We start from the raw sequence: 14,389 nt of genomic DNA on the forward strand, positions 1-14,389 counted from the left end.
CAACAGCGCCGCAGCGCAGAGCGCGGAGGTTCTGCGATGAAGCGCAGCGCAAGCCGCGGTTTCACCCTGGTCGAGGTGCTGGTCGCGCTCGGCATCATCGCCATCGCGCTGGCGGCGGGCACCCAGGCCACGAACGCGCTCACGCGCAATGGGCAGCGCCAGTCCGACCTGCTGCTGGCCCAACTCTGTGCCGAGAACGAGCTGATCAAGGCCCGCCTCGCGCGCCAGATGCCCGCCATCGGCGATGCCGGACTGGTCTGCACCCAGGCCAACACCAACTTCGCCGTCACCGTCTCGACCACGCCCACGCTGAACCCGAACTTCCGCCGCGTCGACGTGCAGGTGCGAGACGCTTTCGAGGCGCCGGTGCTGCGCCTGTCCACCGTCGTGGGACGCTTCTGATGGCAAGGACCCGCGCCACCCACGGCTTCACGCTGATCGAACTGCTGGTGGCGATCGCCGTCATGGCGCTGCTTGCGCTGGTCAGCTGGCAAGGCCTCGAGGGCATGGCGCGCGCCCAGTCCATCAACCGCGAGCGCAGCGACGCCGTGCTCACTCTGCAGACCACCCTGTCCCAATGGACGGCCGACCTCGACGCCACGGTGACCCTGTCGCAGACGCGCCCCATCGACTGGGATGGCCGCGTGCTGCGCCTCACGCGGCGCAGCACCGACACGGCCCTGCCTGCGGTCTATGTCGTTGCCTGGACCCTGCGGGCCGATGCGACCGGCATGGGACGCTGGTACCGCTGGCAATCACCTGCCCTCACGACTCGCCCCGAATGGCAGCAGGCCTGGGATCGCGCCGCCGCCTGGGCCCAGGACGCCGGCGGCAGCACCAACGAGCTGCGCGGCACCGAAATCGGGCTGGTGCCGCTGGAAGCCTGGCAGCTCTTCTACTTTCGCAACAACGCGTGGGGGCCGGCGGTCGGTGGCGCCGCACTCGGCGCCAACACGCCCCTGCCCGATGGCGTGCGCCTGGTGCTGAGCCTGCCGCCCGGCCCGGCGCTCGCCGGTCTGCTCACGCGCGACTGGGTGCGCCCCACCGCCTCGGCGGCCAAGTCCTCATGAAGCAGCCTGCCCGTATCGCATCACGACGGTCCCGCGGCGCGGCGTTGCTGACGGCCATGCTCACGGTCACGCTGGTCGCCACCTTCGCGGCGGCGGCCCTCTGGCAGCAATGGCGCGCGGTCGAAATCGAGGCGGCCGAACGGGGTCGGGTGCAATCGGCCTGGGTGCTGGTCGGCGCGCTGGATTGGTCGCGCCTGATCCTGCGCGAGGATGCCCGCGCCACGACGGCCGCCGGCGGCGGCGCGGACCACCTGGCAGAGCCCTGGGCCGTGCCGCTGGAAGAAGCCAAGCTGTCGAGCTTTCTCGCGGCCGACAAGAACATCGCCAGCGATGCGCTCGAGGGGCTGCCCGAGGCTTTTCTGCAGGGGCGCATCGTCGACGCCCAATCCAAGTTGAACGTGATGAACCTGGTGGCGAACGGCGTCCCGGTGCCGGCCGAGATCGCCGCCTTCACCAAGCTGTTCGAGTTGCTGGGGCTGCCCGTGCAGGAGGTGCCGGTGCTCGCGGCCCAGCTCAGGCGTGCCCTGCCCCCGGCTGCTGCCACGGGCACGGGCACGGGCACGGGCACGGGCACGGGCACGGGTTCTGGAACCACCACTGGCACCACCACCGGCACCGGCACCACCACCGGCACCACCACCGGCACAGGCACAGGCACAGGCACTTTAGGAGGAGGCGGCACACAGTCCACCCCGGACAGCTCCGCATCCGGCCCGCTGCTGCCGCAGCGCCCCGCCCAACTGGTTTGGCTGGGGCTGTCGCCCTCCACCGTCGCCGCGCTGGAGCCCTACGTCACCATCCTGCCCGAACGCATGCCGCTCAACATCAACACCGCCAGCGCCGAAGCGATGGCCGCCAGCGTGCCCTCGCTCGACCTGGCGACGGCCAAGCGCGTGGTCGCGCAGCGCGCGTCGCGTTACTTCCGCACCCTGGAAGATGCCAACAAGGTCATCGCCCAAGGCTCCGGTCAATTCAACAGCACCCAGCACGCCGTGGCGACTCGCTTTTTCGAAGTGCAAGGCAGGCTGAGGCTGGACAATGCCTGGGTCGAGGAGCACTCGCTGCTGCAACGCGACAACCTCGAACTTCGAATCGTCTGGCGCGAACGTGGTGCCGGCGCCACGTCCACGACGCCGAAGTCTTGAGGCGGAAACCTTTGGTCACGCTTATCGGATTAAATGCGTCGAAGCGCCCACGCCGCGTGCTGAAGACGCTATCAAGTTTGTAGCGAGAGATGTGAACCATCCTCCTACAATGGCGACCCCCTATCGATCATGGCCCTGCTGCTCGTCACCGCCCCTCTTCCCCCTGCGCCTGCCGGCGGCGACTACGCCTGGGCGCTGTGGTCCAGCGACGGCCGCAAGCTGCGCTCCCAGGGCAGCGCGCCGCCGGCCCTGCTGCCGAGCGGCGACGAGCTGACCCTTGGCGTGCCGGCGGCCGCGCTGTCCTGGCACCAGCTCACGCTGCCGCAAGGCAGCATGAGCGGCAACGTGCGCCTGCGCTCGGTGCTCAACGGCCTGCTCGAAGACCGGCTGCTCGACGACCCCGAGCAATTGCACTTCGCGCTGGAGCCCGACGCCCGCGCGGGCGTTCCCGTCTGGGTGGCCGCCTGCAACCGCCTCTGGTTGCGCGGCGTGGTGCAGGCGCTCGAAGGCGCGGGACGCCGCGTCACCCGCATCGTTCCGGAATTCACGCCGCAGCCGGCGGGCGCGCCGCCGATGATCTTCGCCATCGGCGAGCCCGGTACCGCCCAGCTGGTGGTCTGCGACACCGAAGGCGTCACTCCCCTGCCGCTCGATGCCGCCGGTGCCGCGCTGGTGGGCACGGTGCCCGAGGGCACGGCCATGCTGGCAGAGCCGGCCGTGGCCGAGCTCGCGGAAAGCCTGCTCGGGCGCCGCGTGCCGATCGTCAAGCCGGCTTCGCGTTGGCTGCAGGCCAGCCGCTCGCCCTGGGACCTCGCCCAGTTCGATCTCGCCTCCACGGGCCGCGCCCGCGCCAGCAAGAAGCTGGCAGCGATCTGGCGCGCGGCATGGCACGGCCCCGAATGGCGGCTTGCGCGCTGGGGCGCGCTGGTGCTGGTGCTCACGCAGCTCATCGGCCTCAACGCCTGGGCCTGGAAGGAGCGCAGTGCGCTCGACGGCAAGCGGGCCGCGGTGAACAGCATCCTGAAGCAGACCTTCCCCTCGGTGCAGCTGGTGGTCGATGCACCGGCCCAGATGGTGCGCGAGGTGGCGACGCTGCAGCAGGCCACGGGCGGCGTGTCCGCGATCGACCTCGAGCCCATGCTCGGTGCCGTCGCCACCAGCCTGCCGCCGGGCCGGGTCCCCAGCGCCATCGACTACACCGCCGGCCAGCTGCGGCTGCGCGGGCTGGGCCTTCAGCCTTCGGAGGCCGGCAACGTCGCGGCCACCCTCTCGGCTCGCGGCTACAGCGCCCGCAGCGAGGGCGACCTGCTGCTGGTCCAGGCGGAGGCACCGCGATGAACTGGATCGAAACGCTCGAAGCGCGCTGGCAGGCCTGGTGGCCCGAGCTGGAGCAGCGCGAACAGCGCCTCATTGGCGCGGCAGCCGCGCTGGTGCTGCTGGCGCTGCTGTGGTGGGTGGGGCTGGCCCCGGCCCTGCGCACGCTGTCCGCGGCACCGGCGGAGCATGCCAAGCTCGACGCCCAGCTGCAGCAGATGACCACCTTGCAGACGCAGGCCAAGGCGCTGCAGGCCCAGCCGCGCGCCAGCCGCGACGACGCCGTGCGCGCACTCGAAAGCTCGGTGCGCCAGAGCCTGGGGCCGAACGCGCAATTGCAACCCGCTGCGTCGGGCGAGGGCGTCACGGTCGCCGTGCGCACGGTACCGGCCGACACCCTGGCCCAATGGCTGGCGCAGGCCCGCAGCAACGCGCGCGCCGTGCCGCGCGAGGCGCACCTCGCGCGCACCGCGCAAGGCGCACCCGACGCGCCGGGGGCAGGCGGCGCTGCCGCCGCGCGCGCCAGGAACGGCGAGCGACCCGCGGTCCGCTGGGACGGCACGCTGGTCATGGGCCTGCCGGCCCGTTGAGCAATTCTTGATGGCCACGCGAAGCGACCCCTCCGCCCCCCGTGCCGCCACCGGTCGTGCCTTTGCCGTGCTGGGCGTGCTGCTGGGCGCGCTGCTGGCGTTCGCGCTCTATGCGCCGGCGCGCTGGCTGGCCGCAGGCCTGGCGAGCTGGAGCGACGGCCATCTGCAGCTGGTCAACGCGCGCGGGACGGTCTGGAACGGCACCGCGGGCGTGGTGTTCGCCAGCGGCGCGGGCGGCGTCGAATCGATCTCCCTGCCGGGCACGCTGGCCTGGACGCTGCGCCCGCGCTGGGACGGCGTCGCCGCGGCGCTCGATATCCCCTGCTGCGCCCCGAAGCCGCTGCAGTTCAGGGCCCGTCCGCGCCCGAGCGGCCTCCAGCTGTCCTGGGAGGACGGCCGCTCGCGCTGGCCGGCGGCCCTGCTCGGCGGCTTCGGCGCGCCCTGGAACACGCTCAAGCCCGAAGGCGTGCTCGACATATCGATGCAGGGCTTTGCCATGCAATTCAGCGGACCGCAGCTGCGGCTGGCCGGCCGCGCCACGCTCGACGCCACCGACATCTCATCCAGCCTGTCGACGCTCAAGCCGATGGGCAGCTACCGCATCACCCTCGAAGGCGGGCCCTCGCCCACCCTGCTGCTGACCACGCGTGAGGGCAGTCTGCAGCTCAACGGCAGCGGCCGATGGAACGGCCGCGCCCTGCGCTTCGACGGCGAAGCCAGCGCCGCGCCGGGGCGCGAGGACGCGCTGTCGAACTTGTTGAACATCATCGGGAGACGCGAGGGCGCGCGCTCGATCATCACTCTGGGTTGACCATGAAATCACCATCCCACAGCGCCATGCGCCTCTGCACCGTCGCCCTCGCGGTGCATCTGCTGGCCGCCGCCTGCATGCCGGCCGCCTTCGCGCAGGAAGCCGCCCCACCGCCGCGCCGCGGCGAGCCGATCACGCTGAACTTCACCAACGCCGAGATCGAATCGGTTGCGCGCACCATGGCCGTGGTGACCGGCCGCGACGTGGTGGTGGACCCGCGCGTCAAGGGCACGATCAACCTCCAGACCGACCGGCCGATCTCCCCCAACGCCGCCTTCAACCAGTTCGCTGCCGCACTGCGCCTGCAGGGCTTCGCGATCGTGCAATCCGAGGGGCTCTACAAGGTGGTGCCCGAGGCAGACGCCAAGCTGCAGAGCAACGCGGTGACCACCTCGACGTCCGCCACCGCCAGCCTCTCGGGCAACCAGATCGTCACCCAGGTTTTCAGGCTCAACTACGAGTCGGCCAACAACCTGCTGCCGGTTCTGCGCCCCCTGATCGCGCCCAATAACACGATCAACGTGAATCCGGGCAACAACTCGCTGGTCGTCACCGACTACGCCGAGAACATGCGCCGGCTGGCGCGCATCATCGCGGCGCTGGACGTGCCCAATGCCTCCGAGGTCGAGGTCATTCCCCTCAAGTATTCGGTCGCGACCGACCTCGTGCCGGTGCTCACGCGGCTGGCCGAGGGCGGCTCCACCACCGGACCGGGCCAGCCCACCGCCGCGCCGGGCACCACCGATGCCTCCTTCCGCACCACCCTGCTGGCCGAACCGCGCAGCAACGCGATCATCCTGCGGGCAGCCAACCCGGCGCGCTCGCAGCTGATCCGCACGCTGATCGCCCGCCTCGACCGCCCGCCCGTCGACACCGGCAACGGCGCCGCCGGCAACATCTACGTCGTCTACCTCAAGAACGCCGACGCGGTGCGCATGGCCACGACGCTGCGCGCCGCCCTCGCAAGTGCGCAGGCCGGCACCCTGAGCGCCCAGGGCACGGCCGGCGCCACCCCCGTCGCAGCCGGGGGGCAGCAACAGCAGCAGCAACAACAGCAGCAGCTCAGCCAGCTGGCCAGCGCGGGAGGCGGGCTGAGCGGCGCCACAACGCCGGTCAGCACCACCCCGCCGCCTTCCACCGGCGGGCAGATCCAGGCCGATCCGGCGACCAACTCGCTGATCATCAGCGCCCCCGAGCCGCTCTACCGGCAGCTGCGTGCGGTAATCGACCGGCTCGACAGCCGCCGCGCGCAAGTGCTGATCGAAAGCCTGATCGTCGAGGTCAACGCCGACAAGGCGGCCGAGTTCGGCATCCAGTGGCAGGCCGGCCTCGGCAGTACCGGCGACCGCAACGTCGGCGTGATCGGCACCAACTCGAGCCTGGGCGGCGCCAACATCATCGACCTGGCGGTCGGCCTGGCGACCCGCAACACGGCCACCCGGCCCTCCAGCGGCTTCAACTTCGGCATCGGCCACCGCTACGGCGACAACGGCCAGTACGTGCTGGGCTTCCTGGCCCGCTTCCTGGCCAGCAACGGCGAAGGCAACGTGCTGTCCACGCCCAACCTGCTGACGCTGGACAACGAGGAAGCCAAGATCGTGGTCGGCCAGAACGTGCCCTTCGTCACCGGCCAGTACACCAACACCGGCAGCAACACCAACACCGTCAACCCATTCCAGACCATCGAGCGCAAGGACGTGGGCCTGACGCTGCGCGTGCGCCCGCAGATCAGCGAGACCGGCACGGTGAAGATGCAGATCTTCCAGGAGGTCTCCAGCGTGGTCGCCTCCACCGTGAACAACATAAACGGCCCGACCACGACCAAGCGCTCGATCGAGTCGAACGTGCTGGTCGACGACGGCAACATCATCGTGCTGGGCGGCCTCCTGTCCGACGAGTACTCGAACTCCCAGGAGAAGATTCCCGGCCTGGGCGACGTGCCGGTGCTCGGCAACCTGTTCAAGAGCGAGGTGCGCAGCCGCAGGAAGACCAACCTGATGGTGTTCCTGCGTCCCTCGGTCGTGCGCGACCAGCTCTCCGGCGACGCCATCACCGCCGACCGCTACGACGCCCTGCGCGCGCTGCAGCAGACCACGCAGCAGCCGGCGACCGACAACCCGATGCTCAACTCGGTGCGCGATTCGGCAATCCTTCCGCCGCTGCCGGCCGTCAGGCAGGGCGACCCCACGCGCCGCGTGGAGGGCACCCAGCTGATCCCGCCGCCGCTGCCGCCGCAGCACGTGCCGCTGCCGGGCGGTCCGCTCAGGGGCGCGCTGCCGCCTACCGCCGACCCCTCCACGCAGCGCGAACTTCCCTGAGGTCCGAGCCATGCGCTATCCCCTGCCCTATGCCTTCGCGCGCGGCCAGCAGCTGCTGCTGGAAGAAGCGGACGACGGCGCCCTCACCCTCTGGATGCCGCAGACGCCGCCCAAGAGCGCGCTCAGCGAAGTGGTGCGCAAGTACCCGGTCAAGGCCTTCGAGCCGCTGACCCCCGTCGAACTGGCCCAGCGCATCTCGGCCGCCTATGCAAAGGGCGAATCGAACGCCGCCGCGGTGGTGAGCGAGGTGCAGAGCGACGCCGACCTGTCGCGCATGATGCAGGAGCTGCCGGCGGTGGAAGACCTGCTGGAAAGCGCCGGCGACGCGCCCATCATCCGCATGCTCAACGCGCTGCTCACGCAGGCAGCGCGCGACGGTGCCAGCGACATCCACATCGAGCCCTACGAGCGCACGTCATCGGTGCGCTTCCGGATCGACGGCACCCTGCGCGAGGTGGTGCAGCCCAACCGGGCCTTGCATGCGGCGCTGATCTCGCGCCTGAAGATCATGGCCGACCTCGACATCGCCGAGAAGCGGCTGCCGCAGGACGGGCGCATCAGCCTTCGCATCGGCACGCGCGCGGTCGACGTGCGGGTCTCGACCCTGCCCTCGGCGCATGGCGAGCGCGCCGTGCTTCGCCTCCTGGACAAGTCCGAGAGCAAGCTCACGCTGGAATCGGTCGGCATGCAGGGCGACACGCTGGCGCGCTTCCTGCACCTGATCAACCAGCCGCACGGCATCATTCTGGTCACCGGCCCGACCGGTTCCGGCAAGACCACCACCCTCTATGCCGCGCTGGGCCGCCTGGACAGCGCCCACAGCAACATCATGACGGTCGAGGACCCGATCGAGTACGAACTGCCCGGCGTCGGCCAGACCCAGGTCAACGCCAAGATCGACCTCACCTTCGCCAAGGCCCTGCGCGCCATCCTGCGGCAGGACCCGGACGTGATCATGATCGGCGAAATCCGCGATTTCGAGACCGCGCAGATCGCGATCCAGGCTTCGCTCACCGGGCACCTGGTGCTGGCCACGCTGCATACCAACGATTCGGTCAGCGCCGTGACGCGGCTGACCGACATGGGGGTGGAGCCTTTCCTGCTGAGCTCGTCGCTGCTGGGCGTGCTGGCGCAGCGCCTGGTGCGCCGCCTCTGCCCGGTGTGCGCCGTGCCGACCGCGGCCGGCGACGAGGCCGCGCCGGTGGGCTGCGAGGCCTGCGGCCAGACCGGCTACCAGGGCCGCACCGGCATCTTCGAGCTGCTGGTGGCCGACGACACGATTCGCTCGCTGGTGCATAACCGCGCGCCCGAAAGCCAGCTCTTCGTGGCGGCCGAGCGCGGCGGCCTGCGCTCCATGCGCGAAGATGGGGAGCGGCTGGTCAAGTCCGGGATGACCTCGCGGGCCGAGCTGCTGCGCGTGACGCGGGACTGAACCCGCATCCCCGCACTCAGTCCAGCACGACCAGATTGCGCGTCTGCGGATCGGTCTCCACGGCCCGCACGCGGCCGGCGTTGTCGAACAGCACCTGAAACTCGCTGAAGCTGCCCAGCCACATGCGCCAGATCGGCGCGTCGAGGTTCGGGTTCTCGCTGCTGATGGGGTAGCCCACAGCCATGGCGACCTGCTCTCGCGTCATGCCCTTGGTCACGCGCGCCGACTTGATCGCCTCGCGGATCTTGGGCGGGAAGCCCGCGATGCGCGCCGACGGATCCTCCGTCACCACGTAGCGCCTGGCAAAGGCGCCCAGGTCCAGGTCGCGGCTGTAGTCGTTGCCGATGTCCTGCTTCTTGCCGTCGATCAGCACGTTGACGCGCTGCCGGCCATAGCCCGTCACGCGCGTCGGCGTGCCGACCGGGATGATCCGCTTGCCGCTCTCTGCGTAGTTGCTGTCGCTGATCCAGCTGCCGTCGGTGCGCATGTTGCAGCAGAGGAAGCCATCGTAGGCAGGCTGGGCAGCGGCGGGCAGCGACATCGCGCCCAGCAGCGCGGCGACGGCAAGAGCGGAAGGACGAAGCGGCATGGGGACTCCTCGGTTTGCTGTTGTGAAGGCCGCGTGACGAAAAGGCGGCGCCAAACGTCGACAATGCGGACTCGCGCATTTTGCCGCCAGTCCCCATGCCCGCCTATTCGTTCGAAGCCATAGACCAACAGGGGCAGCCCCGCAAGGGCGTGCTCGAAGCCGACACCGCGCGCAGCGCGCGCGGCCTGCTGCGGGCGCAGGCCCTGATCCCGTTGTCGGTGACGGTGGTCGGCAGCGCCGAAGGCGGCGCACCCGCCTCGGGTGGCTGGCGCCGCTTGCTGGGTGGCAGGCGCATCTTCAACTCCACCACCCTGGCGGTCTGGACCCGGCAGCTCGCGGGGCTGGTCTCCTCGGGGCTGCCGCTGGAACGCGCGCTCACCGCGCTGACCGACGAAGCAGAGACCGAGGAGCAGCGCAATCTGGTCGCCTCGCTCCGGGCCGACGTCAACGCGGGCTCGCCCTTCGGCCGCGCGCTGTCGCAGCATCCGCGCGAGTTCTCGCCCATCTACACCGCGGTGATCGGCGCCGGCGAGCAGAGCGGCAACCTCGGCCTGGTGCTCGAGCGCCTGGCCGACGACCTGGAGCAGCGCCAGGCCCTGCAGCAAAAGCTGGTCGGCGCGGCCCTTTATCCGGCGATCGTCACCCTGGTCGCGATCGTGATCGTGGTCTTCCTGGTGAGCTATGTCGTGCCGCAGGTGGCCAACGTCTTCGCCGGCACCAAGCGCGCGCTGCCGATCCTGACGGTGATCATGCTGAAGATGAGCGACTTCGTCCGCAACTACGGCTGGCTGATGCTGGGCGTCGTCGTGCTGGCAGCGATCGGCATGCGCATGGCGCTGGCGCGCGCCGCCTTCCGCGAGCGCTTCGATGCCACCTGGCTCGAGCTGCCGCTGGTGGGCCGCCTCTCGCGCGGCTACAACGCGGCGCGCTTCGCCAGCACGCTGGCCATGCTGGCCACGGCCGGCGTGCCGATCCTGCGCGCCTTGCAGGCTGCCTCCGAGACGCTGGGCAACCGCGCGATGCGCGCCGATGCGCTCGATGCGCTGGTGCTGGTGCGCGAGGGCGCCCCGCTGGCCTCGGCGCTGGCGCAGAAGAAGCGATTCCCGGGCATCGTCTCGATGTTCGCGCGCCTGGGCGAGCAGACCGGCACGCTGCCCCTGATGCTGCAGCGCGCCGCCACCCAGCTGGGCGCCGAGGTGCAGCGCCGGGCGATGCACCTGGCCACCATCCTCGAGCCCCTGCTGATCGTCGCCATGGGCGCGGTGGTCATGCTGATCGTGCTGGCGGTGCTGATGCCGATCATCCAGCTGAACCAGTTCGTCAAGTAATCGAATCCTCAACCATGCCGGTCTCCCTGGACGACAAGCTGGTGGTCGCGATCTCGTCCCGCGCCCTGTTCAACCTGGAAGAAGAAAACCGCCTGTTCGATGCCGGCGACCCCGACGCCTACATGCGCCTGCAGCTCGAGCGCCTCGACGTGCCGGCCGCGCCCGGCATCGCCTACTCGATGATCCGCAAGCTGCTGCGCTTCAACGACGACGGCGTCCAGCGCGTCGAGGTCGTGATCCTCTCGCGCAACGACCCGGTGTCCGGCATGCGCATCTTCAACTCGGGCGCGGCGGCGGAACTGCGGGTGCAGCGCGGCGTCTTCACGCAAGGGCGACCTCCCTACCGCTACCTTCGGCCGCTCAACGCCGACATCTTCCTGTCGGCCAACGCATCCGACGTGCGCGAGGCGCTGGCCGCCGGCTTTCCCGCCGCGCACGTGCGGGTCGACGGGGCGCTGGCCAGCGCGCTTCACCCCGACGAGGTCCGGATCGCCTTCGACGGCGATGCGGTCCTGTTCTCCGACGAGGCGGAGAAGGTGTTCCAGATGGAAGGCCTGGACGCCTTCCAGGCGCACGAGACCAGCAAGGCCGCCGTGCCGCTCGGGGCCGGCCCTTTCAAGCCCTTCCTCGTGGCCTTGCACCGGCTCCAGCAGGCTTCGAGCACCGGCATGCGCGTGCGCACCGCGCTGGTGACGGCGCGCGGCGCACCCGCCCATCGGCGCGCGATCCAGACGCTGATGGACTGGAACATTCGCGTCGACGAAGCCATGTTCCTCGCAGGACTGCCCAAGGGCGAATTCCTGCGCGAGTTCGAGCCCGACTTTTTCTTCGACGATCAGACCGGCCATGTCGATTCAGCCGCGCGGCATGTGCCGGCGGGACATGTGGCCAGCGGGATCAGCAATCTGCGCTGAACTTCGCAACGAGCGGCGTTTCAGACCCGCCTAAGAAAGCGGCCGGCGCCGGCGCTACGATGGAATGGAAGGCGCTGCTTCCAGCTCCCATCCAGGCCCCACGTCCATGAACGATCCCGCCCATTCCGCGAGCATGCTCGCCACGCTGCGCCGCATCGGGGCGCTTGCCGCGCCGTACTTCCGCTCCGAGGACCGATGGAAGGCACGCGGCCTGCTTCTCGTGATCATTGCGCTCAACCTCGGCACGGTCTACATGGCGGTGCTCAACAACCAGTGGTTCGGCCGCTTCTACAACGCGCTCGAGAACCGCGACCAGGCGGTGTTCTGGCGCGAGCTGGGCTTTTTCTGCTGGATCGCCTTCGGCGCCATCACCATCGGCATCCTGAAGTTCTATCTGACGCAATTGCTGCAGATCCGCTGGCGCGCGTGGATGACGCGCAGCTATCTCACCCGCTGGATCGCCGATCGCACCTTCTACCGGCTCGAACTCGCGCGCTATGCCGGTGACAACAACCACTCGCCCGACAACCCCGACCAGCGCATCCAGGAAGACCTGCAGATGTTCACCGACTACACGGTCACGTTGTCGATGGGGCTGCTCAACGCCGTGGTCACGCTGGTGAGCTTCATCGGCATCCTGTGGGGCCTGAGCGGCGTCGTCGACTTCCAGCTCGGCGGCGACACCTACCAGGTCGCCGGCTCGATGGTTTGGCTGGCGCTGGCTTACTGCGTTGTCGGCACGGTCATCACCCACTACATCGGCCGGCCGCTGATCGGCACCAACTTCAGGCAGCAGCGCTTCGAGGCCGACTTCCGCCACCACCTCGTGCGGGTGCGCGAGTACAGCGAGGCGATCGCGCTGGACCGCGGCGAGCGCGTCGAGCACGCCCAGCTGGAGCAGCGCTTCGGCGCCGTGCTGCGGAACTACCTGACGCTGATCAAGCAGCAGAAGAACCTCGTGTCCTTCACGCTCTCCTTCGGCCAGGCGGCTGCCGTGTTCCCCTTCATCATTGCCGCGCCCCGCTTCTTCGGCGGCGCCTTCCCGCTGGGGCAGCTGATGCAGATCGTGACGGCCTTCGACAAGGTGCAGACGCAGCTGAGCTGGTTCATCGACAACTACGACCGCGTTGCCGTCTGGCGCGCCACCGCCGACCGCCTCACCACCTTCGACGATGCCATGCGTGCCCATGCAACGCCCGATGGCGCGCTCGTGCACGACAGCGCAAGCTCGCTCCAGACCCACGACCTCGACATCGCGCTGCCCAACGGCACCCCGCTCCTCGCGAAGACCGCGCTGAGCGTCAACCCGGGCGACCACGTTCTGCTGCAAGGTCCCTCGGGCAGCGGCAAGTCGACGCTGTTCCGTTCCTTCGCCGGCATCTGGCCGTTCGCGCGCGGCAAGGTCTCGATGCCCGAGAACGCGATGTTCATTCCGCAGCGGCCCTATGTGCCCGACGGCAAGCTGCGCGACGCACTGGCCTATCCGCAGCCCGCGAGCGACTACACCGACGCGCAGCTGAAACAGGCGCTGCAGGACGCCCTGCTTCCCGGGCTCGCCCACCGTCTGGACGACGCCGATTCATGGAGCCAGAAACTCTCCGGCGGCGAGCAGCAGCGGCTGGCGATCGCGCGCGTGCTGCTGAAGAAGCCGGCCTGGCTGTTCGCCGACGAGGCGACCAGCGCGCTCGATGCCCAGGCCGAGGAGACGCTCTACAAGCGCCTGGCCGAGGGCGTGCGTGCGGCCGGCGGGGCGATGGTGTCGATCGCCCACCGCGCCTCGGCCGCCGCGTTCCATGACAAGCGCTGGACCCTGGTGCCGCAGCCCGAAGGCGCGGGCGCGCGCTACCGGCTCGAAGCCGCGTAGCGTTCCCAGCCGCCGGCGCGCAGCGCGCAGGCCGGGCAGGTGCCGCAGCCGTAGCCCCAGGCGTGGCGCTGGCCGCGGTCGCCCAGATAACAGGTGTGGGTGTCCTCGATGATCAGGTCGACGAGCGGCTGCCCGCCCAGCCGGTGCGCCATGGCCCAGGTCGCCGCCTTGTCGATCCACATCAGCGGCGTCTCGATCACGAAGCGCCGGTCCATGCCCAGCGAGAGCGCGAGCTGCATCGCCTTCATGGTGTCGTCGCGGCAGTCGGGATAGCCCGAGAAGTCGGTCTCGCAGACGCCGGTGACGATCACCGCCAGCCCGCGCCGGTAGGCCAGCGCGCCGGCCAGCGTCAGGAAGAGCAGGTTGCGCCCGGGCACGAAGGTGTTGGGCAGGCCGTTGGCCTGCATCTCGAAGGCGATGTCCTGCGTCAGGGAAGAGTCGCTGATCCGGCCGAGCACGTCGACGTTGATCAGGTGGTCCTCGCCCAGCCGCTGCGCCCAGTGCGGGAAGCGCTCGCGCAGATTCGCCAGCACGGTGCGCCGCGCTTCGAGCTCGACGATGTGCCGCTGGCCGTAGTCGAAGCCGACGGTCTCGACGCGCTCGTACTTGTCGAGCGCGTCGGCCAGGCAGGTGGTGGAGTCCTGGCCGCCGGAGAAGAGGACGAGTGCGGTGGTGTGCATGGTGTGAGCGGCGTGCCGGGCTTGGCTAGGCGGGCAGGTGCAAATAGCGCTCGCGCTCTTGAACGGTCGCCAGCACCTGTGCAATGCCTCCGTCGAAGCTCACAAGCTTGGATTGGTTGCGCATCGCCAGCGTCAGCAACCAGGCATCGGTGATCTGGCGGTGACCGCGCAGCCCCCCGGTGCATAAGCCCAGCACCGCCTCGATTCCGAAATCCGTACCGGCAGGCGCTCGCCGCTGCCTCGCCGGATCAACTCCGAAATGGCTTGTCCGAGTTTCAACGCACGTGCCTGTGCATAAGCCTGCGCCGCGGCAAAAGCGTCGTCCTCCAAAGTG

Annotated in this window: 14 protein-coding genes; 11 read left to right on the top strand and 3 right to left on the bottom strand. The window is 69.7% G+C overall.

Annotation, left to right across the window (positions count from 1 at the left end; all coding sequences use genetic code 11):
* The first annotated feature begins 36 nt into the window (after window positions 1-36).
* The 8 genes from gspI (at window position 37) to gspE (ending at window position 8,680) form a co-directional block, all read left to right on the top strand.
* Window positions 37-402 (top strand): type II secretion system minor pseudopilin GspI, encoded by a 366-nt coding sequence (gene gspI, locus AC3A6Y_RS30980; RefSeq protein WP_487872049.1) that lies wholly within the window; start codon window positions 37-39, stop codon window positions 400-402.
* A complete protein-coding gene (locus AC3A6Y_RS30985; protein ID WP_487872050.1) occupies window positions 402-1,070 on the top strand; it encodes a PulJ/GspJ family protein in 669 nt (222 codons plus the stop codon). Before gspI ends, AC3A6Y_RS30985 begins: the two co-directional genes overlap by 1 nt.
* On the top strand, window positions 1,067-2,215 hold the full coding sequence (gene gspK, locus AC3A6Y_RS30990; RefSeq protein WP_487872051.1) for a type II secretion system minor pseudopilin GspK: 1,149 nt from the start codon (window positions 1,067-1,069) through the stop codon (window positions 2,213-2,215). Before AC3A6Y_RS30985 ends, gspK begins: the two co-directional genes overlap by 4 nt.
* A gap of 129 nt (window positions 2,216-2,344) precedes the next feature.
* Window positions 2,345-3,553, top strand: a complete 1,209-nt coding sequence (gspL, locus tag AC3A6Y_RS30995; RefSeq protein ID WP_487872052.1) for a type II secretion system protein GspL — start codon at window positions 2,345-2,347, stop codon at window positions 3,551-3,553.
* Window positions 3,550-4,119, top strand: a complete 570-nt coding sequence (locus tag AC3A6Y_RS31000) for a type II secretion system protein M (protein ID WP_487872053.1) — start codon at window positions 3,550-3,552, stop codon at window positions 4,117-4,119. Before gspL ends, AC3A6Y_RS31000 begins: the two co-directional genes overlap by 4 nt.
* Window positions 4,120-4,129: 10 nt before the next feature.
* Window positions 4,130-4,930 (top strand): type II secretion system protein N, encoded by an 801-nt coding sequence (gspN, locus tag AC3A6Y_RS31005; RefSeq protein ID WP_487872054.1) that lies wholly within the window; start codon window positions 4,130-4,132, stop codon window positions 4,928-4,930.
* Window positions 4,931-4,932: 2 nt separating this feature from the next.
* Window positions 4,933-7,248: a type II secretion system secretin GspD gene (gene gspD, locus AC3A6Y_RS31010; RefSeq protein WP_487872055.1), complete on the top strand. Its 2,316-nt coding sequence runs from the start codon at window positions 4,933-4,935 to the stop codon at window positions 7,246-7,248.
* Window positions 7,249-7,258: 10 nt separating this feature from the next.
* Window positions 7,259-8,680, top strand: coding sequence for a type II secretion system ATPase GspE (gene gspE, locus AC3A6Y_RS31015; protein ID WP_487872056.1), 1,422 nt, complete (start codon window positions 7,259-7,261; stop codon window positions 8,678-8,680).
* A 16-nt stretch (window positions 8,681-8,696) separates the two neighbouring features.
* On the opposite strand, the gene AC3A6Y_RS31020 is transcribed toward gspE, so the two are convergent.
* Window positions 8,697-9,269 carry a hypothetical protein gene (locus AC3A6Y_RS31020; RefSeq protein ID WP_487872057.1) on the bottom strand — a complete coding sequence of 191 codons (573 nt, stop codon included), beginning with the start codon at window positions 9,267-9,269 and terminating at the stop codon, window positions 8,697-8,699.
* 95 nt (window positions 9,270-9,364) lie between these two features.
* Here AC3A6Y_RS31020 and gspF point away from each other — a divergent pair, with 95 nt between their 5' ends.
* From gspF to AC3A6Y_RS31035, 3 genes are all read left to right on the top strand, one after another.
* Window positions 9,365-10,597, top strand: a complete 1,233-nt coding sequence (gene gspF / locus AC3A6Y_RS31025; protein WP_487840796.1) for a type II secretion system inner membrane protein GspF — start codon at window positions 9,365-9,367, stop codon at window positions 10,595-10,597.
* A 14-nt stretch (window positions 10,598-10,611) separates the two neighbouring features.
* Window positions 10,612-11,511, top strand: a complete 900-nt coding sequence (locus AC3A6Y_RS31030) for a 5'-nucleotidase (RefSeq protein ID WP_487872058.1) — start codon at window positions 10,612-10,614, stop codon at window positions 11,509-11,511.
* Window positions 11,512-11,617: 106 nt separating this feature from the next.
* The gene (locus AC3A6Y_RS31035) at window positions 11,618-13,375 is read left to right on the top strand and encodes an ABC transporter ATP-binding protein/permease (protein ID WP_487872059.1); all 1,758 of its coding nucleotides are present in this window, start codon (window positions 11,618-11,620) and stop codon (window positions 13,373-13,375) included.
* Here AC3A6Y_RS31035 and queC read toward each other — a convergent pair.
* Together queC and AC3A6Y_RS31045 are read right to left on the bottom strand one after the other, a co-directional pair.
* A complete protein-coding gene (queC, locus tag AC3A6Y_RS31040) occupies window positions 13,354-14,055 on the bottom strand; it encodes a 7-cyano-7-deazaguanine synthase QueC (RefSeq protein ID WP_487872060.1) in 702 nt (233 codons plus the stop codon). The two genes, AC3A6Y_RS31035 and queC, sit on opposite strands and share 22 nt — an antisense overlap.
* A 25-nt stretch (window positions 14,056-14,080) precedes the next feature.
* Window positions 14,081-14,251, bottom strand: coding sequence for a PIN domain-containing protein (locus AC3A6Y_RS31045; RefSeq protein WP_487872061.1), 171 nt, complete (start codon window positions 14,249-14,251; stop codon window positions 14,081-14,083).
* Window positions 14,252-14,389 lie beyond the last annotated feature (138 nt).

The sequence above is a fragment of the Variovorax sp. Soil_C_17 genome (assembly GCF_057657265.1).